21 protein-coding genes and 1 tRNA gene are annotated in these 24180 nt (G+C 64.4%); 12 read left to right on the forward strand and 10 right to left on the reverse strand.

The genetic code is table 11. From position 1 onward, the window contains the following. Positions 1-240: 240 nt before the first annotated feature. The gene (locus FDP28_RS11730) at positions 241-1284 is read left to right on the forward strand and encodes a LacI family DNA-binding transcriptional regulator (RefSeq protein ID WP_260842445.1); all 1044 of its coding nucleotides are present in this window, start codon (positions 241-243) and stop codon (positions 1282-1284) included. Positions 1285-1304: 20 nt separating this feature from the next. Beyond that, positions 1305-1946: a DUF1345 domain-containing protein gene (locus tag FDP28_RS11735; protein WP_144661606.1), complete on the forward strand. Its 642-nt coding sequence runs from the start codon at positions 1305-1307 to the stop codon at positions 1944-1946. 78 nt (positions 1947-2024) lie between these two features. Here the strand turns inward: FDP28_RS11735 and FDP28_RS11740 are convergent, their stop codons facing one another. Genes FDP28_RS11740 through FDP28_RS11750 form a run of 3 tightly spaced genes read right to left on the reverse strand, consistent with a single transcriptional unit; the run spans position 2025 to position 4964 of the window. Further along, entirely contained in the window at positions 2025-2606 is a 582-nt protein-coding gene (locus FDP28_RS11740) for a hypothetical protein (protein WP_144661607.1), read from the reverse strand. A 12-nt stretch (positions 2607-2618) separates the two neighbouring features. Beyond that, on the reverse strand, positions 2619-3767 hold the full coding sequence (locus tag FDP28_RS11745) for a zinc-dependent alcohol dehydrogenase (protein WP_144661608.1): 1149 nt from the start codon (positions 3765-3767) through the stop codon (positions 2619-2621). Positions 3768-3815: 48 nt separating this feature from the next. Then, positions 3816-4964, reverse strand: a complete 1149-nt coding sequence (locus FDP28_RS11750) for a glutathione-independent formaldehyde dehydrogenase (protein WP_144661609.1) — start codon at positions 4962-4964, stop codon at positions 3816-3818. 398 nt (positions 4965-5362) lie between these two features. On the opposite strand from FDP28_RS11750, the gene FDP28_RS11755 reads away from it, so the two are divergent. Beyond that, entirely contained in the window at positions 5363-7024 is a 1662-nt protein-coding gene (locus FDP28_RS11755; RefSeq protein WP_144661610.1) for an alkaline phosphatase D family protein, read from the forward strand. A gap of 78 nt (positions 7025-7102) precedes the next feature. Beyond that, positions 7103-8059, forward strand: a complete 957-nt coding sequence (locus FDP28_RS11760; RefSeq protein WP_144661611.1) for an Lrp/AsnC family transcriptional regulator — start codon at positions 7103-7105, stop codon at positions 8057-8059. Here the strand turns inward: FDP28_RS11760 and FDP28_RS11765 are convergent. Further along, positions 8040-9488: an amidase gene (locus FDP28_RS11765; protein ID WP_144661612.1), complete on the reverse strand. Its 1449-nt coding sequence runs from the start codon at positions 9486-9488 to the stop codon at positions 8040-8042. The genes FDP28_RS11760 and FDP28_RS11765 overlap by 20 nt on opposite strands. Before the next feature lie 274 nt (positions 9489-9762). Here FDP28_RS11765 and FDP28_RS11770 point away from each other — a divergent pair, with 274 nt between their 5' ends. The 6 genes from FDP28_RS11770 (at position 9763) to FDP28_RS11795 (ending at position 15749) form a co-directional block, all read left to right on the forward strand. Then, the gene (locus FDP28_RS11770) at positions 9763-10539 is read left to right on the forward strand and encodes a DUF5058 family protein (protein WP_144661613.1); all 777 of its coding nucleotides are present in this window, start codon (positions 9763-9765) and stop codon (positions 10537-10539) included. A gap of 33 nt (positions 10540-10572) precedes the next feature. Next, positions 10573-11301 (forward strand): hypothetical protein, encoded by a 729-nt coding sequence (locus tag FDP28_RS11775; RefSeq protein ID WP_144661614.1) that lies wholly within the window; start codon positions 10573-10575, stop codon positions 11299-11301. Positions 11302-11349: 48 nt separating this feature from the next. Next, positions 11350-12576 carry an amidohydrolase gene (locus FDP28_RS11780; RefSeq protein WP_144661615.1) on the forward strand — a complete coding sequence of 409 codons (1227 nt, stop codon included), beginning with the start codon at positions 11350-11352 and terminating at the stop codon, positions 12574-12576. Between the two features lie 17 nt (positions 12577-12593). Further along, positions 12594-13820, forward strand: a complete 1227-nt coding sequence (locus tag FDP28_RS11785) for a CaiB/BaiF CoA transferase family protein (RefSeq protein WP_144661616.1) — start codon at positions 12594-12596, stop codon at positions 13818-13820. Beyond that, positions 13817-15313 (forward strand): carboxyl transferase domain-containing protein, encoded by a 1497-nt coding sequence (locus tag FDP28_RS11790; protein WP_144661617.1) that lies wholly within the window; start codon positions 13817-13819, stop codon positions 15311-15313. The genes FDP28_RS11785 and FDP28_RS11790 overlap by 4 nt, the downstream gene beginning before the upstream one ends. A gap of 214 nt (positions 15314-15527) precedes the next feature. After that, a complete protein-coding gene (locus FDP28_RS11795; protein ID WP_144661618.1) occupies positions 15528-15749 on the forward strand; it encodes a YegP family protein in 222 nt (73 codons plus the stop codon). Positions 15750-15790: 41 nt separating this feature from the next. Here the strand turns inward: FDP28_RS11795 and FDP28_RS11800 are convergent, their stop codons facing one another. The 3 genes from FDP28_RS11800 to FDP28_RS11810 form a co-directional block, all read right to left on the reverse strand. Beyond that, positions 15791-16831: a hemolysin family protein gene (locus tag FDP28_RS11800; RefSeq protein ID WP_144661619.1), complete on the reverse strand. Its 1041-nt coding sequence runs from the start codon at positions 16829-16831 to the stop codon at positions 15791-15793. Next, positions 16824-18182 (reverse strand): hemolysin family protein, encoded by a 1359-nt coding sequence (locus tag FDP28_RS11805; protein WP_144661620.1) that lies wholly within the window; start codon positions 18180-18182, stop codon positions 16824-16826. Before FDP28_RS11805 ends, FDP28_RS11800 begins: the two co-directional genes overlap by 8 nt. Before the next feature lie 255 nt (positions 18183-18437). Further along, positions 18438-18510: transfer RNA gene (locus tag FDP28_RS11810), tRNA-Thr, on the reverse strand. A 212-nt stretch (positions 18511-18722) separates the two neighbouring features. On the opposite strand from FDP28_RS11810, the gene FDP28_RS11815 reads away from it, so the two are divergent. Beyond that, complete coding sequence (locus FDP28_RS11815; protein WP_144661621.1) at positions 18723-19454, forward strand: HAD family hydrolase; 732 nt, start codon at positions 18723-18725, stop codon at positions 19452-19454. On the opposite strand, the gene FDP28_RS11820 is transcribed toward FDP28_RS11815, so the two are convergent. Genes FDP28_RS11820 through tmk form a run of 3 tightly spaced genes read right to left on the reverse strand, consistent with a single transcriptional unit; the run spans position 19451 to position 22904 of the window. Beyond that, positions 19451-21088, reverse strand: a complete 1638-nt coding sequence (locus FDP28_RS11820; RefSeq protein WP_144661622.1) for an alpha/beta hydrolase — start codon at positions 21086-21088, stop codon at positions 19451-19453. The genes FDP28_RS11815 and FDP28_RS11820 overlap by 4 nt on opposite strands. Before the next feature lie 8 nt (positions 21089-21096). Beyond that, positions 21097-22248 (reverse strand): DNA polymerase III subunit delta', encoded by a 1152-nt coding sequence (locus tag FDP28_RS11825; RefSeq protein WP_144661623.1) that lies wholly within the window; start codon positions 22246-22248, stop codon positions 21097-21099. Then, positions 22245-22904, reverse strand: a complete 660-nt coding sequence (tmk, locus tag FDP28_RS11830) for a dTMP kinase (protein WP_144661624.1) — start codon at positions 22902-22904, stop codon at positions 22245-22247. Before tmk ends, FDP28_RS11825 begins: the two co-directional genes overlap by 4 nt. A gap of 83 nt (positions 22905-22987) precedes the next feature. On the opposite strand from tmk, the gene FDP28_RS11835 reads away from it, so the two are divergent. After that, positions 22988-24172: a trans-sulfuration enzyme family protein gene (locus FDP28_RS11835; protein ID WP_144661625.1), complete on the forward strand. Its 1185-nt coding sequence runs from the start codon at positions 22988-22990 to the stop codon at positions 24170-24172. Positions 24173-24180 lie beyond the last annotated feature (8 nt).

A 24180-nucleotide genomic window follows, 5' to 3' on the forward strand; every position in this document is an offset into this window, starting at 1 on the left:
GGCCGAACCGTCGATGGTGGACGCCGAAGAGCCTGCGGGGGTGCCAGTTTCATCCGTGGTGAATCTGGGCCGTAATCGCTAACGGACATTCCGTGAACGTTTACGGAACCGATCGTAAACGTTTACGGTAGAGAGTGTCAAACATCACGTCCGCCCGGTTTTTGGCTAACCGGAGAGGGCGTACGCACGTAGTATTGGTACGCATCGGCCCGGTTGAACGGTGCGGGGACAGGAGAGAGCGTGTCAGGCAGGACTAACGGGCAAACAGGCGCCACGTTGCGGCGGAAGCCGACCATCAACGACGTCGCGGACATCGCGGGCGTCTCCTTTGGCACCGTCTCGCGGGTCCTGAACAACGCCCCGGACGTCAGTGCGGCCACGCGCGAACGCGTCCTGCAGGCCATCAAGGACATCGGCTACCGCAGGAACCGGGCGGCGACTGCGCTTGTCACCAACCGGTCAACGTCCATCGGGCTGCTCTCGGACGGCTCCCCGCGGTTCGGCCCGGTAGGGACTCTCATGGCCTTGGAAACCGTCGCACGGAAGAAGGGCTACGCCACCACTGTCATCAGTGTCGAGCAACCCTATGAGGAATCAGTGCAGGCGGCGCTGGACACCTTGGACGATACCGGCGTCGGAGGGATCATCGTTGTTGCCCCCTTGGTGGACATGGCATCGGCGGTCTGGAATTCCTCCTGCCGGGTACCCGTGGAGATGATCGCTGCCGGAGCATCGTCAACGTCCCGCGTTTTCACTTATTCAGAAGACCAGGAGCTCGGAGCCCGGCTCGCCACCCAGCACCTCATAGACCTCGGCCATACCGATATCGCCCATCTGGCAGGCTCCATGGACTGGTTCGACGGGCGGGTACGAAAGCGCGGGTGGGAGGCCGCGTTGCGTGGCGCCGGTCTCCCTGAGGGTCTATGCCTGGAGGGAGATTGGAGTCCCCGCTGGGCCTACGAAACCGGCCTTGACCTCGTCCGGGAAAACAGGGTCCCTCAAGCCATCTTTGCGGCGAGCGACCATACGGCCCTGGGGCTCATCCGTGCGTTAACCGAAAACGGGATCCGGGTTCCGGAGGACGTCAGTGTGGTTGGCTTCGACGACATTGAAGGTTCGGACTATTTCCTGCCTCCGCTGACCACCGTGCGCCAGGATTTCACGGCCCTGGCGCTGATGAGCATGGAGGTGCTCCTGGGTGCCATGGAAGGAAGGGAAGTTGACCGCACTCCAATCGCACCCACACTTGTTGTGCGCAACAGCTCCAGGCGCGTAGCCTCGTAGGACCCACCCGAGGAGCAATCATGAACGGTCGGATCCTTTCAGCCCGCCGTGCCGTTATCTGCGCAGGCTTTGGGGTGGTGGCCGGAGCCGCGGCTGGTCTGGCGGTGTCACCGACCCTTTCGCCCTTGGTTGCCTGGTGCATGGCAGGTCTCATCGCCCTGGTGTGGGCGTGGCGGCTCTGCTGGGGCCAGGACCCGCCCGGGACTGAACGCATTGCACGCGAAGAATCAGCCTCACGGTTGACCGACAACGCAATCATCACAGCGTGCCTGGCGAGCATCGCCGCCGTGGGAGTTGCGTTGATCCAGTCGGGAAACCGGGACGGTGATCCGGTGTCTGTCGCCCTGGTCATAGTCGGGGTTCTCGGCACGATAGTCGCCTGGGCCCTGGTCAACACGGTCTATGCCTTGAAATACGCCCGGATGTACTACATCGACCGTGACGGTGGCGGCTTTGACGACAAGGACGGCAGGCAACCGGCTTACAGCGACTTCGCGTACTTCGCCTTCACGGTTGGCATGACCTACGCCCCGCCTGAAGTCGAGACGGGAAGCACCGAGATCCGCCGTAAAGCCCTTCTTCATGCTCTCTTGTCCTATTTCTTTGGAACAGTCCTGATCGCCGTTTCCCTCAACGCGATCACCAATCTCAGCCAAGGGTGACGTGCAAGGGCCACCAGCATGTTGGTTGCTGGTGGCCCTTGCAGCCTTGCAGCGGTCAACGCGGGGGAGTTGTACGGCTCACCTGCGCTTCCGCAGTCTGCGGAGGACGACGACGGCGAGGCCGCCCGCCGCCAGCGCCCACGGGCCACCGACGATGATCGGATCCATCCACTGGTGGTTGAGGTCGACGCGCTTTTGCCCCACCCGGGAACGGACACCTCCACGGGAGAACTCGCTCAGTACGCCCGTCTCCGTAATGGGGTTGTCCGGCCGCAGTGTGGCGAACGAACGGAGGTGGTGCTCCCAGGCGTCCACTCTGTCTGCTGCTACCAGCAGCAGCCAGTGGGCAGCCCGGCCCTCACTGTACTTGTAGGCGTATTTCCGGATGGCGCCCGAGACCCCCGCCGGAGGAGTGGAGGTTCCAAAGACGGGTGGCAGGAAGGCGTGTTCCACCGACCGTTCCCGGGGCCACTTCTCTGGCTGGCGCTCCGGGAAGTCCCAGCGAGCGCCGGTTTCGATGCCGGGTTGTTCGCGGGGGTAGGAGGGGCGGTCGGCCGGGTCGAGATCGGCACCCCACCCCGGAATCCGGGCCCGCAAACTCTCTGCGGACTCTCTTTCGCCAGTCTTTTCCGAGACATAAGGCGTGGCTGTTTTAATCAAGGTGTGCTCCCTTCAGGACTGGCCGGCGATAACGATCGGTTTGATGATGTTGTCCAGCTTGGCGGAGAACATGTGGTAGCCCTCGGCGATGTGTTCAAGCGGAATCCGGTGGGTGACGATGTCGCTTGGTTTCAGGTACCCGTTCCGGATGTGCTCGAAGAGCCGCGGCCATTGCCGCTTGACCGGGCACTGGTTCATGCGCAAAGTCAGGCCCTTGTTCATCGCATCGCCAAACTTCACGGCGCTGAAGATCGGACCGTAGGCGCCCACCACGGACACGGTCCCACCTTTGCGCACCGAGTCGATCGCCCAGTTCAGTGCGATGGGCGAGCCGCCCTGCAGTTTGAACTTGCTGCTGGTGACGTGCTGCAGGAAGTTTCCGTCAGCTTCGGCCCCGACGGCGTCAATAACGACGTCGGCACCCAGGAAGTCGGTTTCCTTCTTGAGGTGGACCACAATGTCGCCGTACTCGGCAAAGTTGTACGTCTCGGCGTGGGCGAAGCTGCGTGCCTTCTCCAGTCTGTATTCCAAGTGGTCAATCACGATCACGCGACCGGCACCCATCAGCCAGGACGACTTTGCGGCAAACAGCCCCACAGGGCCGGCACCGAACACCACCACGGTGTCGCCTTCCACGATGTCCCCAAGCTGGGCGCCGAAGTAGCCGGTCGGCAGGGCGTCGGTGAGCAGCACCGCGTCCTCTTCCTCCAGCCAGTCGGGGATCTTTGAAGGCCCAACGTCCGCGAACGGAACCCGCACGAATTCTGCCTGACCGCCGTCGTAACCGCCGCAGGTGTGCGAGTAGCCATAAATGCCGCCCACCGCCGTCGCGTTCGGATTCACGTTGTGGCAGTTCGAGTAGAGGCCGCGCGAGCAGAAATAGCAGGAGCCGCAGTACACGTTGAACGGCACCATGACGCGGTCGCCCACCGAGAGGTTCTGCACGGACGAGCCCACCTCGTGAACGGTGCCCACGAACTCGTGGCCAAAGGTCATGCCCACGCGGGTGTCCGGCATCATGCCGTGATAGAGGTGCAGGTCGGAGCCACAAATGGCACCGGCGCTGACCTTGACGATCGCATCGTTCGGATGCTCGATTTTTGGAATGTCCTTCTCTTCGACCCTGACTTTGTAGGGGCCGCGGTAAACCATTGCCTTCATCAGTACCCCGTCCTGTTTCTGGTTGGTTGTGTCATGGGAAGATCCCTCTCAAGCTCCGGCCGGGTGGAGGACGACCTTCGTCCAGCCGTCTTCGCGGCTGTCGAAGTTCTTATAGCCCGTCGGCGCCTCATCGAGGCTCAACTCGTGGCTGACGATGAAGGAAGGGCTTGCCTTTCCGCCGGCGACGAGGTCGCGGAGGGCGCGGTTGTACTTCTTGACCGGACACTGGCCGGAGCCCATAGTCTGGCCTTTGAACCAGTAGTTTCCGTAGTCGAAGGCGACCTGGCCCTGCTTCTCGAGTTCGTCGGGAGAACCTGGATCCTGCGGCAGGAAAACGCCCACCACGCCGATGCCACCGACGAAGCGGACGGAGTCCACCAGCCGGTTCAGGGTTTGGTTGGGGTGTTCGTTGCCTTCGGGATCGTGGGCCTGGTAGCCAACGCATTCGCAGCCGCGGTCTGCGCCAAAGCCCATGGTTTGGTCCTTGACGAATTCCACGGGATCCACTTCGGCGTCATTGACGGCAATGGCTCCGATCTGTTCGGCCAGCTTCAGCCGGTCCTTGTGGCGGTCCACCACCATGACTTTGCCGGCGCCCTTGATGACGGCGGAGTAGGCGGCCATGAGTCCCACCGGGCCGCCGCCGTAGATGACCACGGAGTCACCCGGGTAGACGCCGGCCATTTCGGTAGCGTGCCAACCCGTCGGGAAGATGTCCGCCAGCATGACGTAGTCGAGCTCCTTCTCGACGGCGTCCTCACCCAACCGGAGGCAGTTGAAGTCGCCATATGGAACCCTGAGGTACTCGGCTTGACCGCCCTGGTACGGGCCCATATCCGCGAAGCCGTAGGCAGCGCCTGCAAGCTTTGGCTCGGGCTGCATCGTCAGGCAGTAGTTGGTGAAGCCCCGCTCGCAGTTCTTGCAGAAGCCGCAGGCGACGTTGAAGGGCAGGACCACGCGCTCGCCTACTTTGACTTTGCTCACCGCGGGGCCGACCTCCACCACCTCCCCGAGGTTCTCGTGGCCGAAGGAACGCCCCGGTTCGAAGCTCGTCCGGCCCTCGTACATGTGGAGGTCCGAGCCGCAAATATTCGCTGAGGTGATCCTTACCAGTACGTCGGCCGGGTGTTCGATCTTGGCATCGGGGATTTCCTCGACGCTGACGTCGTTGGGTCCTTTGTAAACTACTGCCTTCATCTTCCACTCTTTTCTTCTGCCCATGCCGCTTCACCACGTATTGCTGGCGCGGGTCGAGAACGCCGGGTGTCTGGAAATCTGTGATGGTGGCGCAAGGGATCGCCCGGATACGGGTGATGAACCAGCAAGGAACTTGGAAATGCAGGATTGGCCCTGTGATCCGCCTGAATGCTCGGAGGGCCTGAGGCTTTCAGCCAGCAGGTTGTCCGGGGACGCACTGCCGGTCCGTCAGCAAAAGCGATGCTGCACGAACAATGCTAAGCATGCTTATCATGCATGTCGAGGGGTAACCGGAAAAGGTTGCCGTAACTCCGGCCATGCTTCGTCAAGCAGCACCCCGCAAGAACCTTCACCCCACCCTCACCTTCCGTTCATGACGGCCGGAAAGGGTGGATGCCATGACCGACTTTTCACGCCGCACCCTCGTCAAGTCCTCCCTCGCCGGCCTTACGCTGACCGGCCTCGCCCTGGGGTCCGCCACCCCGGCGGGCGCAGCGCCCGCAGCCATTCCGCTGGTCCGCAAGCGACTCACCCTCCCCACGGGCATTGCCACCGGCGACGTCACCACGGATTCTGCCGTCCTGTGGTCGTGCGCCTCAGGACCCGGACGTCTCACCGCCACCCTCAACGCCATCGACGACGCCGGGGAGCTCCTGCACGGGCGCTACGGGTTCAGCCGAACCATTCGTGGACCCTTGGCCACGGAAGCCAGTGACTTCACCGCGAAAATCCACGCCAAGGGACTGCCTGCGGGCACCAGGTTCAGGTTGGAGCTGAACTTCGAGGATGAGAACGGCACGGGTGAGGTTGGGCAAGGCACTTTCAGCACGGCTCCCGGCGGTAAACCCAACGACGGCGGCACGCAAGGCGGCCGCGGAGGCGGCAGTCCGGCGTCGTCCTCCCAGTCCTTTGTCTGGACCGGCGATACCGCTGGCCAAGGCTGGGGCATCAACGAGGAGATCGGCGGCATGCGTGGTTACAAGGCCATGCATGACGTCCGCCCGGACTTCTTCATCCATTCCGGTGACACCATCTACGCGGACGGGCCCATCTCTGCCAGTGTCACGGAGAAAGACGGACAGGTGTGGCGCAACATCGTCACCGAGGAAGTGTCCAAAGTGGCCGAAACCCTGAAGGAATTCCGCGGCCGGCACCGCTACAACTCGCTGGATGCCAACATGCGCGCCATGTTCGCCGACGTGCCGGTGATTGCCCAATGGGACGACCACGAAACGCACAACAACTGGTACCCGGGCCAGGTCCTGGACGATGCGCGCTACACCGAACGCAACGTCAACGTCCTCGCCGCGCGCGGTCGGCAGGCGTGGCAGGAAAACATGCCGATCGCGGACTCGGCGGCGCTGTGGCGCCCCGGAACTTACGACGCCGGGCAGTACCAGCCCGCACGCATCTACCGGAAGATTCCGCGCGGCCCGCAGTTGGACATCTTCTGCCTGGACATGCGGACCTACAAGTCGCCGAATACGGACGGCAAGGAACCCTACGCCACCAACATCCTGGGCCAGGAACAAGTGGATTGGCTGATCAAGGAAGTCCGGCAGTCCAAGGCCACCTGGAAGGTCATCGCCGCGGACCTGCCCTTGGGCATCGTGGTGCCTGACGGTCCCGTGAACCAGGAGAGCCTGTCCAACCGGGACAACGGTGCGCCGCTGGGCCGGGAATTGGAGATCGCCGGGGTCCTGAGCGCCTTCAAGAAGTATGGCGTGAAAAACACGGTGTGGCTTACGGCTGATGTCCACTACTGCGCCGCCCACCACTATTCTCCGGAGCGGGCTTCCTTCAAGGACTTCCAGCCGTTCTGGGAGTTCGTTGCGGGTCCCATCAACGCGGGCTCCTTCGGCCCGAACGAGATGGACGGGACTTTCGGGCCGGACGTCGTGTTTTCCAAGGCAGGCCGGTTCCCTGGTGAGTCCCCGCGCAACGGGGAGAACCAGTTCTTCGGGCATGTGGAACTCGGTTCGGATGATTCGTTCACGGTGAGCCTGCGCAACGCCAATGGAGCTGCGGTGTTCTCGAAGGTGCTCAGCCCCGAACGCTGACCGTCGCCGCGCTCCGCCGCTCCGGGAGTCCATGGTCAAATTGACCCGTACCCATGAACCGGAGCGGACGGAGCGCGCGTGGTGCTGTTTGACCCCTTGGAACGGCAGATCGTTGCCGCCCTGCAGTTGGACCCCCGCTGTCCGTGGCGCAAAATGGCCGCGGTGCTGGGCGAAGCCGAGCGGACAGTGGCGCGCCGTGGATCGCAGCTGCTGGAATCCGGTGCGGTGGCCGTTGTCGGGATTCGCCCCAGGCCCGCTGTGGCGCTGGTGCAGATGCGATGCATGCCTGGAACGGTCCGTGCCGCCGCGCAGGCCTTGTCGCAGCGCAATGACACGACGTTCGTCTACACCACCACGGGAACCGGCGACTGTGTGGCCGAGATCCTCACCGAACCGTCCCGTATGGGCACCGTCCTGTCCGATGAGTTGCCGTCAACTATTGGTTTACGCGATTCCACCAGCTATCCCGTTCTTCGGTACTTCCGCACTATCCGAGGTTGGCGGCCTGAGATCCTCACCGCTGACCGGGTAGAGGCATTCCGTTCAGCCCTGACCCCTGATTCGGGCGTCCTGGTTCCGCGGCAGGAGCTCAGCCGCCAGGACAACGAGCTCATCGATGCGCTGTGCGCCGATGGCCGGATGAGTTTCGAAGCGCTGGGGCGCCGGGTTGGTGTTTCCGAGGCTACGGCGCGTCGGCGCAGCGAATGGCTGCTTACCAACAACCAGGTCCACTTGCGGGCGATCGTTGAGCCCGCCGCTTTCGGTCTTGGTGTCGAGGCCCTGCTGTGGATCCGGGCGTCGCCGCACCAGGTCGAGCCGGTGGGCAAGAGCCTCGCGGAGCTCCCCACTGTCCGCTATGCTGCGGCAATTGCCGGCGACTATCAGATCATGGCCGACGTCACTGTGGAGGACATGTCGTCCCTCTATCGCTTCATCACCGATTCGGAATGGGCCCGAAACGCCGCTGGCGTGGACGTTTCCATCCTGCTCGATGCCCGCAAGCGCGGTGGTCGGCTCATGCGCTCACCGTCGTAAGCCGTGCCGGCTCTGCTGTGACAACAGGGGCGACGGCGGCGTACCCGGTCTGCTGCTCGAAGGCGCGGCCCCAGCGGAGCAGTTGCATATCGGAGTAGTGGTTGCCGGCCAGCTGCAGTCCAATCGGCAGTCCTGCCTTGCTGAAGCCGGCGGGTACGCTGAGCACGGGCAGCCCGGTGGCGGACAGCAGGCAAGCCGAGCGCATCCAGTCGAGGTACGTTTCCGATTCCACGCCGGCCACTGAGGCCGGGTAACGCAGGGCTGCATCAAAAGGCAGTACTTGGGCGCACGGGCTGGCGAAGAGGTCGTAACGGCCAAAAAAGTCCTGCACACTCCGTTCCAAACGGGTCCTGGCTGCTGCGGTCTCGATCAAGTCTTGTGCAGTCAGGCCGAGGCCCTTGTTGACGTTCCAATGGACTTCGGGCTTGATGACATCACCGGAACGCTCAAGGATTGGACCAAGGCCGGCAGCAAAATCGATGGCACGGGTGTTGCCGAAGACGAGGTCGGCCTCGCTGAAGTCTGGCGTTGCTTCCTCCACGATCGCCCCCAGGTCTTCGAACACTGACAATTGCCGTTCCAGGTGCTCAAGGATCTCCGGTTCCACCGGCACTCCGATCCCGAAATCCCTGGACCAGCCGATCCGCACACCCCGCATGTCCGTTTCCAACGAATCGCGGAAAACCTGCGGATGCAGGGCCGCCGGATAGGGAACCCGCGGGTCGCTGCCCGCGGTGACGGACATGAACAAGGCGATGTCCTCGACGCTGCGGGCCATAGGCCCTGTCCTTCCCAGCCACGCATAGGCGTTGACGTCGGACGGCATGGGGATCACCGCCGTCGACGGCCGGAAGCCCACCACGTTGCAGAACGAAGCCGGGATCCGGAGCGAACCGCCCATGTCGCTGCCGTCGCCGATCGCCTGGATCCGGGAAGCGACGACGGCGGCCACCCCGCCACTGCTGCCCCCGGCGCTCAGGGTGGGCGCGTACGGGTTGGTGGTGGTTCCGAAGAGCTCGTTGAACGTATGCGAGCCGGCTCCGAACTCGGGGACGTTGGACTTGCCGGTGCTGACGACGCCCGCCGACTTGAGCCGCGAAATGATGAGGTCGTCGGCGTCGGGCACGAAGTCACGCAACGCCAGTGAGCCCTGCGTGGTGCGCATGCCCGCTGTGTTGTTCGTGTCCTTATGGGTCATGGGCAGGCCATGCAGGGGAGGCAGTTCGGCTCCGGACGCCGTCCGCTGATCGGCATTGAGCGCCAGGGCCCGTGCGCCTTCGGCATCCAACGTCACCACGGCGTTGATCACTGGATTCACGTCCGAAATCCGCTGGAGATGGTCATCCAGGGCTTCACGTGCCGAGATTTCCTTGCTGCGGATCGCGGCGGTGAGTTCGACGGCGGTCAGCTCGCCAATTGTGCTGGACATGGTGCTCCTTTGCTGGACATTCGCTTGCTGAAAGTGTGCCGGGTCACATCGGACCGCCGGAAGGGTGCGCCGCCCAAGCGGTGCCGTTTGACTGTTTCGGCCAGATGTTTGGCGGATTCCGTCAGCTATTGTGTGTGATCCGGCTCATGGCGGAAGGTGTTGCTAACCCACTGGCCGATCCGGTCGATGGGCTGGTTTCGCCCCCAATGCAACGCGACCGCACAACGTGGTTCGGAAGTGAAGATGCAGCGGGGCTTTCACCCGGAGGTTTCCCATGCACCAACCCCTGGCATTTCAACCGCTCACAAGCCAACCCCTCGCATCCGGCGGCTCAACTGACATCCTCGCCGTCGCCAACAATCCCGTCCTGTGGATCTGCGTGGCAGGCGTGTTCGGCGTCATCATCATCCAGTCCGTCATCTTCATGAAGGCAGCCCGCCGCGCCGCACCGTCTGTGGAGATGAGCAGCCAGGACATCCGGACGTCGTTCCGATCCGGGGCGGTTTCGGCAATCGGTCCTTCTCTCGCTGTCTCCCTCGTAGCCATCGCCCTCCTTGGCCTGTTCGGCGCCCCGGCGGTCCTCTCCAGGATCGGCCTCATCGGCTCGGCAGCTTATGACGTCTCGGCCGCGGGCATCGCAGCCGGCTCCATGGGGGCCAAACTCGGCGACGCAAGCTACACCCAAAGCGTCTTCGCGGTGGCCTTCTTCGCCATGAGCATCGGCGGAGCCATGTGGATGCTGGCCACCCTGATCCTCACTCCAATCCTCCGCAAGGGTGACGCCAAGATCCGCTCGGTGAATCCGGCCGCCATGGCGATTGTCCCGGCAGCCGCATTGATCGGTGCGTTCTCCTGCCTTGGCCTGACCGAACTTCCCAAGTCCGGCATCCACGTCCTCTCCTTCGTGGTCTCTGCCGCCGTCATGGGGCTTTGCCTGCTGCTGGCCAAGCGGCTCGGCAAGAGCTGGTTGCGCGAATGGGGCCTGGGCTTCTCGATCGTCATCGGCCTCGGTGCCGCTTTCCTGGCCGCCGCCCCCGGACTGGCCGCCTGAGAGACCGTCAGGGACACGAAAGGAACAAACACCATGACCTCCACCCTCACCACCTCAGCCACCACGAATGCCATGGCGGACTTCAGCCGGACCACGTCCCGCTGGGGGCAGATCACCATGATCGCCGGACTCCTCATCTCAGTGGCCGGTCCCTTGTACCTGGTCTTCGCCGGTGGTTTGGACATCGCGCCGGCCCAGCTCTGGATCGCCTTTGCCGCGGTCGCCGCAACATTCGGCATCATCTGGATCGTGGAGCCGCTGACCTACTTCCCGATCCTCGGCCCCGCAGCCATGTACCAGGCCTTCATGATCGGCAATATTTCCAACAAGCTCCTGCCCGCGGCGTTGATTGCCCAAACCAACATCGGCGCAAAGCCGGGAAGCAAGCGGGCCGAGCTGGCCGCCGTCGTTGCCATCTGCGGAGCCGCAGTGGTGCACCTGGTTTCGCTCGCCATCTTCGTCGGCCTCTTGGGCAGCTGGCTTATCAGCGTCATTCCGCCGTCGGTGCTGACCGTTACCCGGCTGTATGTCCTGCCCACCGTCCTCGGCGCGGTGTTGGTCCAGGCCATCGTCTCCATGAAGCAGCCCCGCACCACCGTATTCGCGCTGGTGGTGTCCGCCGTCGTCGTCTTCGTGGTACTGCCCCTGGTGCCGTCGCTGGCCATGGTGTCCACCGCGATCGCCGTGCTGGGGACCATCCTGCTGGCGTGGTTCTTCCGCGGAAAGCAGGTTGCGGCCGCGAAGCCCATCCACATCGAGTAGCCGCCACCGCCGCCCACACCGTCAGCACGCAGCAGAAAGAAGAAGACCATGACCCAAACAGCCACTGTCCTCCAGCTCGATACCGAACAGACCACGGCGCTCCACGAGCTCTACCGCAAGCTCCACGCACACCCCGAACTTTCCATGCAGGAGCACGCCACGGCTGGCCTTATCGAGGAACAGCTCGACCGGCTCGGGGTAGACCACTTCCGCTGCGGCGGGACAGGGGTGGTCGGCATCCTGCGCAACGGTGAAGGGCCCGTGGTCGCGTTCCGCGCAGACACGGATGGGCTGCCCATCGAAGAGGCCACCGGCCTGGACTATGCCAGCACGGACACGGGAATGCTGGACGGTTCCGAGGTTCCGGTGATGCATGGCTGCGGCCACGATACCCACGTGGCCAGCCTGCTGGGGGCCACGGAGATCCTTGCCGGAAACCGGGACACGTGGAGCGGAACCTTGGTGTTGATTTTCCAGCCCGGTGAAGAAACGGCCGCCGGGGCGCTCGCCATGCTCGAGGACGGGCTCTGGGACAGGGCTCCCCGCCCGGAAGTGGTGTTCGGGCAGCACGTCATGCCGCGGCCTGTCGGCACAGTATCGATTTCCAGCGGTCCGGTGGCAGCCATGGCCGACTCCCTCCGCGTGACGGTCCACGGACAGCAGTCGCACGGCTCCCAGCCCCAGGATTCCATCGATCCCATCGTCATGGCAGCCCACATGGTCACCCGGCTGCAGACGGTCGTGTCCCGCGAGCTGGATCCCCGGAAGTCCGCCGTCGTCACGATCGGAACCTTCCACGCCGGACTGAAGGAAAACATCATCCCCGCTTCCGCGGAGTTCACCCTCAATATCCGCACCTTCGACGAAGAGGTCCGCGGCCAGGTCCTGGCCGCGGTCCGACGGATCATCGAGGCCGAAGCAGCTGCCTCCGGAGCACCGAGCCCGAAGATCGAGGAGCTGTACCGCTTCCCGCAGTGCTACAACGACCCCGACGCCGTACCTTCCGTTCTGGAGGCACTGCGCGGTGCGTTGGGGGCTGAGTCTGTCGAGGTTACCCCGCCGATGATGGGCAGCGAAGACTTCGGACACTTGGGTACGGCCATCGGCGTCCCGTCCGTGTTCTGGATGTTCGGCGGCACGCCTGCTGCTGTGTTCGACGGTCCGGGACCAGTCCCGGTCAACCATTCGCCCTTCTTCGCCCCCGAGCTGGAAGGTTCCCTGGCCGGGGGAGTCTCTGCCGCCGTCGCCGTCCTCCTGTCCCGCCTGGGCAACTGAGCTGCAAGGAGCCTTCCATGACTTCAGCACTGACCGAACCGGCACCCGCGCTTCAGGACACCGGAGGCCCGCTGTCCGGCAGGCTCGTGGTGGACCTCAGCCGCGCACTCGCAGGCCCCCACGCTGCCATGATGATGGGTGATCTCGGCGCGAGGGTCATCAAGATCGAAAATCCTGGCACGGGGGATGACACCCGCGGGTGGGGTCCGCCTTTCGTCGGCCCCGAGGACGATCCTCAGGCCACCTACTTCCTCTCCTGCAACCGCAACAAAGAGTCCCTGGCCTTGGACCTCAAGAGCGACGACGGCCGGACAGTCCTGCGCCAACTCCTCGAACGTGCCGATGTGGTGGTGGAGAACTTCCGGCCGGGCGTTCTTGAACGGCTTGGCTTCAGTACCGACGCCATGCATGCCATCAACCCGCGTCTGGTGATCCTGTCCATCACCGGTTTCGGCCATGACGGCCCGGAGTCCCATCGCAGCGGCTACGACCAGATTCTCCAGGGCGAAGCCGGGCTCATGTCGCTCACCGGCTCCGGCCCGGACGACCCGCAGCGCGTCGGCGTTCCCATCGCCGACCTCCTGTCCGGCATGTATGGCGCTTACGGGGTGGTCGCGGCCCTGCTGGAACGCGAGCGGACCGGCCAAGGGCAAGTGGTCCGGACGTCCCTCTTGGCTTCGCTCGTAGGGGTCCATGCTTTCCAGGGAACCAAGGTGACGGTCGCGGGGGAGTCGCCCGAAGCCCAGGGCAATCACCACCCCTCCATCGCGCCGTACGGGCTCTTCCGTTGCCGGGGCGGGAGCGTGCAGATCAGCGTCGGCAGCGAGAAGCTGTGGGCGGCCTTCACCTCCGCCTTCGGCCTCGACCCCGCAGCCGACGGCCTTGCCACCAACGCTGACCGTGTGCGGAACCGCGCATACGTGATCGACGTCGTCGAAACAGCATTTGCCGGCTACGACCCCGAACCGCTGCTGGCGAAGCTCGCCGCCGCGGGGATTCCCGCCGGGAAGGTGCGCTCCTTGAAAGAGGTCTACGAGTGGCCCCAACTGGCTTCCCAAGGCCTGCTGATCGACGTTGACCACCCCGTGCTTGGAGCTGTCACCCTGCCCGGACCGCCGCTGCGGTTCTTCGACAACGTTTCGGGGGCGGAAGCCACCCGGCGGGCCCATTCTGCACCTCCAGTGCTTAACCAGCACGACGAGGAGATCCGCGGTTGGCTCGAAACAGGGGAGGCTGCCGGATGACTACAACCGCTACCCGGCGGCGCCTCGGCGCGCGCGAACTGCTGGAGACAACGCTCGACGCCGGGACTTTCGTTTCGTGGGATGCTCCCGTTCGCGGGGCCGACGGCTTCCCGTCCGTCCCTGAAGGGTACGCCGCCGAGCTGGCTGCCGCCGCCGACAAGTCCGGCAGCGACGAGTCAATCCTCACCGGGGAGGGCCGGATCCGGAACCATAGAGTCGCCGTCGTGGTTTCCGACTTCGCATTCCTGGCCGGTTCGATCGGACGGGATGCGGCACATCGTCTGGTGGCCGCCGTCGAACGCGCCACCAAACAGGGCTTGCCACTCATCGCCATGCCCGCCTCAGGCGGAACGCGCATGCAGGAAGGCACGTCCGCCTTCCTGGCCATGGTGGAAATTGTTGCTGCGGTCCAGGCACACCGTGCGGCGGGGCTGCCTTACCTGGTGTACCTCCGGCACCCGACCACGGGTGGGGTCATGGCCTCGTGGGGTTCGCTGGGACACGTGACCGTTGCCGAACCGGGGGCCCTGCTCGGGTTCCTGGGACCCCGGGTCTATTCCGCCCTTCACGGCGAAGAATTTCCGGCCGGAGTCCAGACTGCCGAGAACCTCTGCGACCATGGGCTGGTTGATGCCGTCGTGCCTCCCGAGGGGTTGGGTGACTACTTCGGCCGGGTGCTGGACCTGTTGCTTTCGCCGGGACGTGGCCCTGCGGTGGCCCCTCCGGTCGTTGCTCCGTCCGATGTGCCGCAAGCCTGGGATTCCGTGGTGCGCTCCCGCGACCCACGCCGGCCATCCACGGAGGAGCTGTTGCGGCGGGCGTCCGGGAACACCGTGCTGCTGCGCGGTGCCGGGGACGGAGCCAAGGAACACGGCATGCTGGTGGCCCTTGCCCGCTTTGGTCAGGCCTCCTGTGTGGTGGTGGGGCACGCTTCCGGCCAGTCCATGGGGCCGGCATCCCTGCGTGACGCCCGGCGCGGGATGCGGCTGGCGCAGGAACTCGGGCTGCCGCTGGTCACCGTTATCGACACCCCGGGAGCTGCGCTCTCCAAGGACGCCGAAGAAGGTGGGCTGGCGGCCGAAATCGCCCGCTCGCTCTACGACCTCCTGGCCTTGGCGACGCCCACACTCTCGGTATTGCTGGGGCAAGGAACCGGCGGGGGAGCACTGGCGCTCCTTCCCGCCGACCGCACCATCGCCGCCCAGCACGCCTGGCTGGCCCCGCTCCCACCGGAAGGGGCATCGGCCATCGTCCACAGGACCACATCCCAGGCTCCCGCGCTCGCCGAAAGCCAAGGCATCACGGCCGCTGTGCTCGCGGACCGGGGAATAGTGGACGTGGTGGTGGAGGAACGGCCCGACGCCGCGAAGGAACCCGGTGACTTCTGCCGCCGGCTCGGTGCGGTGATCGCCGTCGAACTCCAAGGCCTGCTTTTGACGGGTGCTGCCGGACTGCAGGCCCGCCGGGCGAGGTACCGCGCCCTGGTTTCCTGACTACTCCCGTTGCGAGGCCCGCTCTGCGCGCTTTGGCTTGATCTTGGGGCGCAGAGAGGGCCCCGCAACGGGTGGTGGGTGCCTACTGAATGCTGGCGAAGAATGAATGCGCGGCGTTTCGGCTTGGCACCCAGCCCTGGCGCTACGATGACCTCGTTGAGCAGTTCCCTGATAGGCCGGCCCCAGACCGGCAGCTACAAGGAGGAGCACGGCAATGGCAGGTAAGTTCGAAATTTACAAAGACAGCTCAGGGGGATACCGTTTCCGGCTCAAAGCCGCCAACGGTGAGGTCATCGCCACCGGTGAGTCCTACACCACCAAAGCAGCCGCCAAAAAGGGCATCGAGTCTGTTAAGACGAATGCAGGATCGGTCGTTGTGGATTTGACTGAGTCGCAAGCGAATGCCGGACCTGCTTCCGGCCGGTTAACGCAGTGAAGCCCCGTGCTCCCTGGTGGGCACGGGGCTTCACTGCGTTATCAGGCGCTCGTCACGTCCTGGACTTCACCGACCAGCTCTTCAATGATGTCCTCAAGGAACAACATGCCGGTGGTGACGCCCTCGGCGTTGAAGACGCGGGCAACGTGCGAACCGCTGCGGCGCATGGAAGCCAAAGCATCCTCAAGTTCACTTCCCACGTACACCGAGGCGAGGCGGCGGATCCGCTTCTCCGGTACGGGCCGGTTGAATTTCTCCGGCGTCGTCAGGTCCATGACGTCCTTCAAGTGAAGGTACCCCGATGGCTCCCCGTTCGCGTCGGTGAGGATGTACCGGGAGTAGCCGTGCTCCGCGACCGTCCGCTGGATGTCGGCCGGTGCAGACGTGGCAGGCAGGAGCACCATCTCGGCGATCGGAACCTCGACATCGCCCACACTCTTGGCCGTGAACTCGAAAGCGGCGGTCAACGTTCCGCTGGTGTCATTCAGCGTGCCCACCCGCGTGGACTGCTCAACGATGTTGGCCACTTCGTCCAGTGTGTAGGCGCTGGTGGCCTCGTCTTTGGGTTCCACCCGGAAGAGGCGGAGCACAGAGTTGGCGATCCCGTTCAGGGTCCAGATCACCGGCTTGAAGATCCTGGCCACCAGGACCAGCGGGGGAGCGAGGATCAGGGCTGCCCGGGTCGGGACGGAGAAGGAGATGTTCTTCGGGACCATCTCGCCCACGACCACGTGCAGGAACGTCACCAGCAGCAAAGCCACCACGAACGCGATGATGCCAATGGCTTCTGCCGGGAGTGACGTCAGGCCAAGCGGAATCTCCAGCAGGTGATGAATGGCAGGTTCGGAGACGTTAAGGATCACCAAGGAACACACGGTGATGCCCAGCTGACTCGTGGCCAGCATGAGGGTGGCGTGCTCCATGGCCCACAGTGTCGTCTTGGCGGCCTTGCTGCCGGCCTCGGCCTTGGGCTCGATCTGCGAACGACGGGCCGAGATCACGGCGAACTCAGCCCCAACGAAGAAGGCGTTGACCACCAGCAGGATGACCAGCCAGATAATGCCTGGAAGGTACTCACTCATGGCCGAGCTCCTCGGAAATCTTGTCAACGATCTGGTCGTGGGTGCTGGTTGTTTCCGCGTCGGGATCCGGCGTGAAGCGGATGCGTCCCAGCTGGGCTCCTGCTACGCGTTCCACGCGAAGGACACCTCCGGAGATGGCAACTTCGTCGCCGAGCTCCGGCACACGGTCCAACTGGTCGGACATGAAACCGGCGACGGTGTCGTATTCCTCGCCTTCCGGAACCACGATCCCCGTGCGGTCCAGCAGTTCATCGGGTCGCAATGAGGCATCAAAGGTGATGGAGCGGCCAACGCGGACCACGCCGGCGCGGGCACGGTCGTGTTCGTCCTCAAGTTCGCCCACGATTTCTTCCACCAGGTCTTCGAGGGTGACGATCCCCGCAGTTCCGCCGTGTTCGTCCGAGACGATAGCGACCTGCAGGCCCTGCTTCCGCAGGAGAACCAGCAAAGAGTCGACGTCCTTGGATTCCGGAACATACAGCGGTTGGGTCATCAGTTCCGTTGCGGTCACTGCTTCACGTTGTTCCAACGGCACAGCGAAGGCCTGCTTCACGTGCAGGACACCCAGCACCTCGTCCCGGTCCCGGCCAATCACCGGGAACCGCGAGAATCCGGTAGCTGATGCGAGGGCGACGATTTCGGCCGCCGTGTCATCAGCATCCACGGCAACCATCCGGACACGCGGAGTCATGACGTCACCAGCGGTGTGCTCGGAGAAGCGCAGGGTCCTGTTCAGCAGTTCGGCGTGGTCCTGGTCCAGCAGGCCTTCAGTCGCGGAACGGCGTACCAGCGATGACAGTTCTTCTGCCGAGCGGGCGCCGGAGAGCTCCTCCTTCGGTTCGATGCCGAAGGAACGGATGATCTTGTTGGCGGTGTTGTTGAACAGCAGGATCGCCGGCTTGAAAACAGCCGTGAACAGAGCCTGGAAGGGGACTACCACCTTGGCAGTTGCCAACGGCAGGGCCAGCGCGAAGTTCTTGGGAACGAGCTCGCCGATCACCATGGAGAACACGGTTGCCACGAAGATACCCACCACGGCTCCGACCCCAGGGACCAAAGCTGCGGGCAGTCCCAAAGACTGCAGGGGTCCGCTGAGCATGCTGCTGATGGCAGGCTCAAAGGTGTATCCGGTGAGCAGCGTGGTCAAAGTGATACCAAGTTGCGCGCCGGAGAGGTGCGTGGAGGTGATTTTGAGGGCCTTGATGGTTGGCCCCAGCCGCTTTTCGCCGCGGGCTTGGCGGGCCTCGAGTTCAGCGCGGTCCAGGTTGACCAGTGCGAATTCCGAAGCAACAAAGAATCCAGTGCCGACAGTGAGGACAAGGCCTATGCCGAGCATGATCCACTCATACATTCGGGCGCCCCTCTCCCGTGGAAACCGGCAATCCGGTCAATGAGCAGAGGGGCCTGGGCATATGTGAAGGAGGGTCATCCATAGTGTGGCTCACTCTACCGGGTGACCGTCCGCCGTCGGACGCTTGTGCGCCGCAGGCGGAAACCGGAACTCGCCGGAGGAGCGGATCGTTGTGGGGCCCGCTGGCATGATGCCTGGTGTCTGACCAAAAAATAAGAACCCCCGGAAATCCGCAGATCTCCGGGGGTTCAACCGAGCTTCCTATCAGAATCGAACTGATGACCTTTTCATTACGAGTGAAACGCTCTACCGACTGAGCTAAGGAAGCACCGCGTCCATCGCCGGATTCCCGGCCGATCACGCAAGACATAACTGTAATAGAGGCACCGCGCCCCGGTCAAAACGAGCGCAGGGACCGCCGTTGCGGGGATGTTCACCCGGGCGTTGGACCGGGTTCAGGCATCCGTTTCCCGGCCACCGGAAGCTGGGGAATCACTTGTGGCGTCGCTGCGCCACACCACCAGCCGAAGGAGCCGCTCAATGACCGGGGATGCACTGACCAGGGACGCCAACGCCACACCCAAGCGGTTGCGGTTGGCAGTTGTGGACATGGTGGGGACCACCATCACCGACGACGGCCGCACCGAACAGGCCCTGTCCCGCGCTCTGGCTGAACACGGCATTGAGCCGGGGAGCAGCCGCTTTGAAAGCATGCTGGGCTACGCCCGAGACACCATGGGGTTCTCCAAAATGACCGTTTTCAGCCACCTCTTCGAGGACCCCGCGGTGGCCAGCAGTGCAAACAAAGTATTTGAGCGGGCTTATGACGAACTCATCGAAGACGGCGGAGTACGCGCCATCGCCGGCGCGGAGGACGCCATCCTGTGGATGCGGGAGTCCGGCATCCGGATCTGCCTGGCCACCGGGTTCGGGCGCCACACCCAGAACATGGTGCTCGAGTCCCTGGGATGGATGGGCCTGGCCGACCTCAGCCTGTGCCCGGCGGACGCCGGAAGGGGACGACCCTACCCGGACATGATCCTCACCGCCGTGCTCGCCCTTGACTTGGATGACGTGCGGGACGTCGCGGTGGTCGGCGACACCAGCTCGGACATGCTCTCGGGCGTCCGCTCCGGGGCATCACTTATCGCCGGCGTGCTGACTGGCTCGCACTCTGAGGCGACCCTGCGCGCGGCCGGTGCCACCGTCGTCGTCGATTCCATCAAGCAGCTCCCGCTCCTGGTGGAGAAGCGGGAAGCCAGGCACCTCTAGCAGGTGAGGCCGTCCTGCGGCAGCTTTCCGTCAACAAAGTAGTCGTCGACGGCGGTGCTGACGCAGGAGTTCGAGCGGCCGTAGGCGGTGTGCCCCTCGCCTTCCCAGGTAACCAGGGATGCGTTCCCAAGCTGTTTGCGCAGCGACTGGGACCATTCCAGGGGGGTGGCGGGGTCTCCGGTGGTGCCGACCACCACAATGGGGGCTTCGCCGGAGTACTTGACCGGTGCAGGTGTGCGCGTGTTGGGGTACGGCCAGTCCTTGCAGTTCACGCCACCGTAGGCAAAGAATGAGCCGAAGGTGGGGGACTCCTGGAGAAGCCGGGCCTCCTCGGCACGCATGCCGGCAGTGTCCATGACCATCCGGTAGTCCAGGCAGTTGATCGCCTGGAACGCGAAGGCCGAATTGGAGCTGTACGTGCCGTTGGGCTCACGGTCCGCTCCGAGGTCGGCGAGCCGCATCATCTGGGACACGTCTCCGGAGAAGGCGCTGTCCAGTGCCTGGGTCAGCGCCGGCCAGCTTTGGTCGTTGTAGAGCGGCAGGATCAGGCCATTGACGAAGTCGTTGCCGGTCACCAGCCGGCCGTCCTTGGCTGTTTGCGGATTCTGGTCCACTGCGTTGATGAGGTCCCTGATTTCCTGGACGCCGTTGTCCACGGAGCCGCTCATGGGGCACTGGTTCTGTTTCTGGCAGCTCGCCACGTAGGTGTGGATGGCCTTTTCGAAGGCGCGGGCCTGTCCCGCAGTCAGTTCCTCGTTGCTGATGGACGGGTCCACGGCTCCATCAAGAACCAGCCGGCCCACGTTGTCGGGGAAGAGCGAAGCGTAGGTCGAGCCGAGGAACGTTCCGTAGGAGAACCCGAGGTAGTTGAGCTTGGAATCATTGACCACGGCGCGCAGGATGTCCAGGTCCTTCGCGGCGCTGACGGTGTCGATATGTCCCAGGACAGGACCGGTTTGTTGGGCGCACTGCTCGGCGAAGGACTTGTTGAAGGCAATGGCGGCTGCCAGACCCTCATCGGTATCCTTGCGGAACACTTTTGCGCGCGCGGCATCGCGTTCGGCGTCGGTCATGCACTTGACCGGCGCCGAGTCCTTCACACCGCGCGGATCGAAGCCTACGACGTCGTAGTTGGCCCGGAGCTTTTCGGTGAAGTGCGTTGTGCCGGCATCCTTGATGAAGTCCACACCCGAGCCGCCGGGGCCACCGGGGTTGACAAGGATGGAGCCCTTCTTCTTCCCAGTGCTGGGAAGCTTGATGGCCGCGAGGGAGATTTCCTCGGAACCTGGCTGGGCGTAATCCATGGGGACACGCACCTTGCCGCATTGGAGACCGTCCCCGCAGGAGCTCCATTCCACGGACTGCGAGTAGAACTTCTCCAATCCCTTGGGCGCCGACGCCGCGATGGATGGTTCCACAGTGCTGGTAGAGGGCTTCGCCGAGGGGCCCGGCAGGAAGGGGACTGTGCAGGCGCTGAGGACCAGCATGGCTGCCAAGGCCACGCACATCGCCGCGAACGCGCGGGTACGGGCTCCCCGACGTGCCTTGCCACGGTACGCAGCACCACCGGCAGAAGGCTGGGCAGACCGGTCCCTTGAAGGGTTACCGGCGGGCCGGCGTCGTGCGGACGTCATGCGTTCTCCTATTGCTGGATGAGGCTGGTTGCCATGGACTCGACCGCCAACAGCGGCGCCACGTTGGTGGTGGTAATGCGGACCCGGGCTTTGTTGATGGCGTCCATCCGGGCCAAGGTGGTTTCCGGGTTTGAACGACCCGCGTATTCTTCCAGTTCGCCCCTGAGCTCAACGTTGACCAGTTCAACGGCGTTCCCCAACTGGATGATCAACACGTCTCGGTAGAAGGACAAAAGGTCGGTCAGGGTACGGTCCAGCGAGTCGGTGATGGAGCGTTTGGCACGCCGTTTCTGGTCGTCCTCCAGCTGCTTGACCTGGCTGCGCATCGACGGCGGCAACGTTCCGGACTCGGGTGCGCCCAGACTGGCGAGCAGCGCGATCTTCTCGGCGGCATCGCGTTCGTCGTTGGAGCTGTTGGCTTCCTCCGTGGCGATCTTGACCAGCTTTTCGGCCATCATCACCGCAGCGGTCACCCCCCGCAAACCCAGGGGAATGCGGACGGTTTCCAGGCGGCGTTCCCGGGCGTCGGCGTCGCGGGCCAAACGGCGGGCGATGCCGATGTGGCTTTGGGCCGCGCGGGCGGCCCGTTCCGCGAGCTGGCGGTCGACGCCGTCGCGCCTGACCAAAAGATCGGCGACGTCGGCGGCCGGCGGAAGCCGCAGGCTCACCGGGCGGCAGCGGGAACGGATGGTGACCAGGACATCGGCAGGGGAGGGTGCGCAGAGCATCCAGATGGTGCGCGGCGTTGGTTCTTCGATGGCCTTCAACAGGACATTGGTGGTGCGCTCGGCCATGCGGTCCGCATCTTCCACCACAATGATGCGCCATCGTCCCGTGGCCGGCCGGTCGCCGGCTTTGGAAACGAGTTCGCGGGCTTCATCAATGGTGATGGTGACTTTTTCCGTCCGCACGAACGTCACGTCCGAGTGCGTCTCACCAAGGATGGTGTGGCAGGCCGCGCAGACGCCGCAGCCTCGCTGGGTGACATCGTCCTGCTCGCAATTAAGTGCGGCCGCAAAGGCCTTGGCCGCGTTGGAGCGCCCGGAGCCCGGGGGGCCAGTGAAGAGCCACGCATGGGTGAGGCCGGACTCGCCCTGCGCCGCCAGCTTCAGCTGCGCGACGACGGGAGCCTGCCCCTGGAGGTCGTCCCAGACGCTCACGGGCGCGGGCCGGGAACTCGGTCGCCCAACAGGGACTCCACCCGCTCCAGGATCCGGGCGGTCAGCGCCTCGATGTCATCGCCGGCAGGCAGGACCAGATAGCTCGACGGCGCGGCCCCGGCCAGGTCCAGGAAAGCGTGGCGGATGGCTGAGTGGAATTCGTCCGGCTCGGATTCAAGCCGGTCCTCGGTGGCGTCCCCCGCAGTGCGGCGTTGGCGGCCGTCGGCGGGATCGACGTCGAGCAGTACGGTCAGGTGCGGATGGAGGCCTTCGGTGGCCCATTCGTTAAGGGACAACACGCCATCTGCTCCCAAGCCGCGGCCAGCGCCCTGATAGGCGACGGAGGAATCGATATAGCGGTCCGTGATGACTACGGTTCCATTGGCCAGGGCAGGACGGATGACCTGGTGGGCGTGCGCCGCCCGGGCAGCGGCGAACATGAGGGCCTCGGTGCGGGCATCGATGGTCCCGTGCCCGTGGTCCAGCACAAGGGAGCGCAATTTCTCGCCAATCGGGGTGCCGCCCGGCTCACGGGTGCGCAGTACGGAAAGTCCCCGGGATTCGAGGGCGTCCGACAGCCGGGCAGCCTGTGTGGACTTGCCCGCTCCGTCCCCGCCTTCGAACGCGATGAAAAGACCTGTGCTCTGAATACTCACGCGTCTAGCCTACCGAGCTTCCCTGACAGCAAAGGGCCGTAATGCCTTTCATCCACAGCATTGCCCGCGGCTACCCTGAAACCATGAGCCTTTCCGATCAGCACGCCGCCGAATTGTCGCCTGAAACCGTTGTGGTTGCTGCCGGTCGTCCGGATCGGTCCCACGATGAACCGGTGAATCCGCCCATCGTCCTGTCCTCCACATACTTCGGTACTGGCAGCCTGGGCGACGGCGACCGTGGCTATGGCCGCTACGCGAACCCCACCTGGGACCCCTTCGAGGACGCGCTGGCAAAACTGGAAGGCGCCACGCTCCCGGGCCTGCTGTACGCGTCAGGCCTGGCCGCGGTCAGTTCGGCGCTCTCACTGGTACCGGCTGGGGGCGTCGTGGTGATGCCCACCCACAGCTACGCGGGCTCCTTGGTGATGGCCACGGAACTGGCGGAGAAGGGCTTCCTTGAACTCCGTACCGTGGACATCACGGACACTGAAGCGGTCAAGGCCCTGATCAGCCCGGAGCAGGGCAGGAAGGCAGACCTGCTCTGGCTCGAAAGCCCCACCAACCCCATGCTCGGCATCGCCGACATCCGTTCCCTGACCGATGCCGCCCATGCCGCGGGCGCGATCGTGGTCACCGACAATACTTTCTCCACGCCCCTGGTGCAGCAGCCCCTGAGCCTGGGCTCCGACGTCGTGCTTCACTCGGTGACCAAATACCTGGCCGGGCATTCGGACGTCGTCCTCGGCGCCCTGGTGACATCCAACCCGGAGCTGCGGGCCACGCTCCTTCACCACCGCATCATCCACGGCGGTATCGCCGGTCCGTTTGAGGCCTGGCTGGCTCTTCGCGGGCTGCGTACCCTGGCGTTGCGGATCGAGCGCTCGCAGGCCTCGGCGGCAACGCTCGCCGAACGGCTCAGCACCCACCCCCGCGTCGAAGCCATCAGGTATCCGGGCCTGCCCGCCGACCCGGGACACGAACGCGCGAAGGCCCAGATGAAGGGCTTCGGCTCCATCCTTTGCATCCAGCTCGCCGGAGACCAGCACCGCTCCGGCGCCGAAGCCGCGGACGAACTGGTCCGTGCGTTGCAGCTGTGGCTCCCGGCGACGTCCTTGGGTGGGGTTGAGTCACTGATCGAACGACGACGGCGGCACACCGCCGAGCCGCTCAGCGTTCCGGACAACCTGGTCCGCTTGAGCGTTGGAATCGAGAACGTGGAAGATCTCTGGTCCGACCTTGAGCAAGCACTCAAGGCGTTGGACAGTTAGGCTGGAGG

Source organism: Paenarthrobacter nicotinovorans (assembly GCF_007670255.1).
Classification (GTDB): Bacteria; Actinomycetota; Actinomycetes; order Actinomycetales; family Micrococcaceae; genus Arthrobacter; species Arthrobacter nicotinovorans_B.

Excerpts from the sequence above, each read along its gene's own strand:
- FDP28_RS11820 (WP_144661622.1), bottom strand. The coding sequence starts at position 21,088 with ATGACGTCCGCACGACGCCGGCCCGCCGGTAACCCTTCAAGGGACCGG.
- FDP28_RS11815 (WP_144661621.1), top strand. The coding sequence starts at position 18,723 with ATGACCGGGGATGCACTGACCAGGGACGCCAACGCCACACCCAAGCGG.
- FDP28_RS11775 (WP_144661614.1), top strand. The coding sequence starts at position 10,573 with ATGACCTCCACCCTCACCACCTCAGCCACCACGAATGCCATGGCGGAC.
- FDP28_RS11755 (WP_144661610.1), top strand. The coding sequence starts at position 5,363 with ATGACCGACTTTTCACGCCGCACCCTCGTCAAGTCCTCCCTCGCCGGC.
- FDP28_RS11745 (WP_144661608.1), bottom strand. The coding sequence starts at position 3,767 with ATGAAGGCAATGGTTTACCGCGGCCCCTACAAAGTCAGGGTCGAAGAG.
- FDP28_RS11795 (WP_144661618.1), top strand. The coding sequence starts at position 15,528 with ATGGCAGGTAAGTTCGAAATTTACAAAGACAGCTCAGGGGGATACCGT.
- FDP28_RS11800 (WP_144661619.1), bottom strand. The coding sequence starts at position 16,831 with ATGAGTGAGTACCTTCCAGGCATTATCTGGCTGGTCATCCTGCTGGTG.
- FDP28_RS11770 (WP_144661613.1), top strand. The coding sequence starts at position 9,763 with ATGCACCAACCCCTGGCATTTCAACCGCTCACAAGCCAACCCCTCGCA.
- FDP28_RS11785 (WP_144661616.1), top strand. The coding sequence starts at position 12,594 with ATGACTTCAGCACTGACCGAACCGGCACCCGCGCTTCAGGACACCGGA.
- FDP28_RS11735 (WP_144661606.1), top strand. The coding sequence starts at position 1,305 with ATGAACGGTCGGATCCTTTCAGCCCGCCGTGCCGTTATCTGCGCAGGC.
- FDP28_RS11805 (WP_144661620.1), bottom strand. The coding sequence starts at position 18,182 with ATGTATGAGTGGATCATGCTCGGCATAGGCCTTGTCCTCACTGTCGGC.
- FDP28_RS11835 (WP_144661625.1), top strand. The coding sequence starts at position 22,988 with ATGAGCCTTTCCGATCAGCACGCCGCCGAATTGTCGCCTGAAACCGTT.
- FDP28_RS11780 (WP_144661615.1), top strand. The coding sequence starts at position 11,350 with ATGACCCAAACAGCCACTGTCCTCCAGCTCGATACCGAACAGACCACG.
- FDP28_RS11765 (WP_144661612.1), bottom strand. The coding sequence starts at position 9,488 with ATGTCCAGCACAATTGGCGAGCTGACCGCCGTCGAACTCACCGCCGCG.
- FDP28_RS11750 (WP_144661609.1), bottom strand. The coding sequence starts at position 4,964 with ATGAAGGCAGTAGTTTACAAAGGACCCAACGACGTCAGCGTCGAGGAA.
- FDP28_RS11790 (WP_144661617.1), top strand. The coding sequence starts at position 13,817 with ATGACTACAACCGCTACCCGGCGGCGCCTCGGCGCGCGCGAACTGCTG.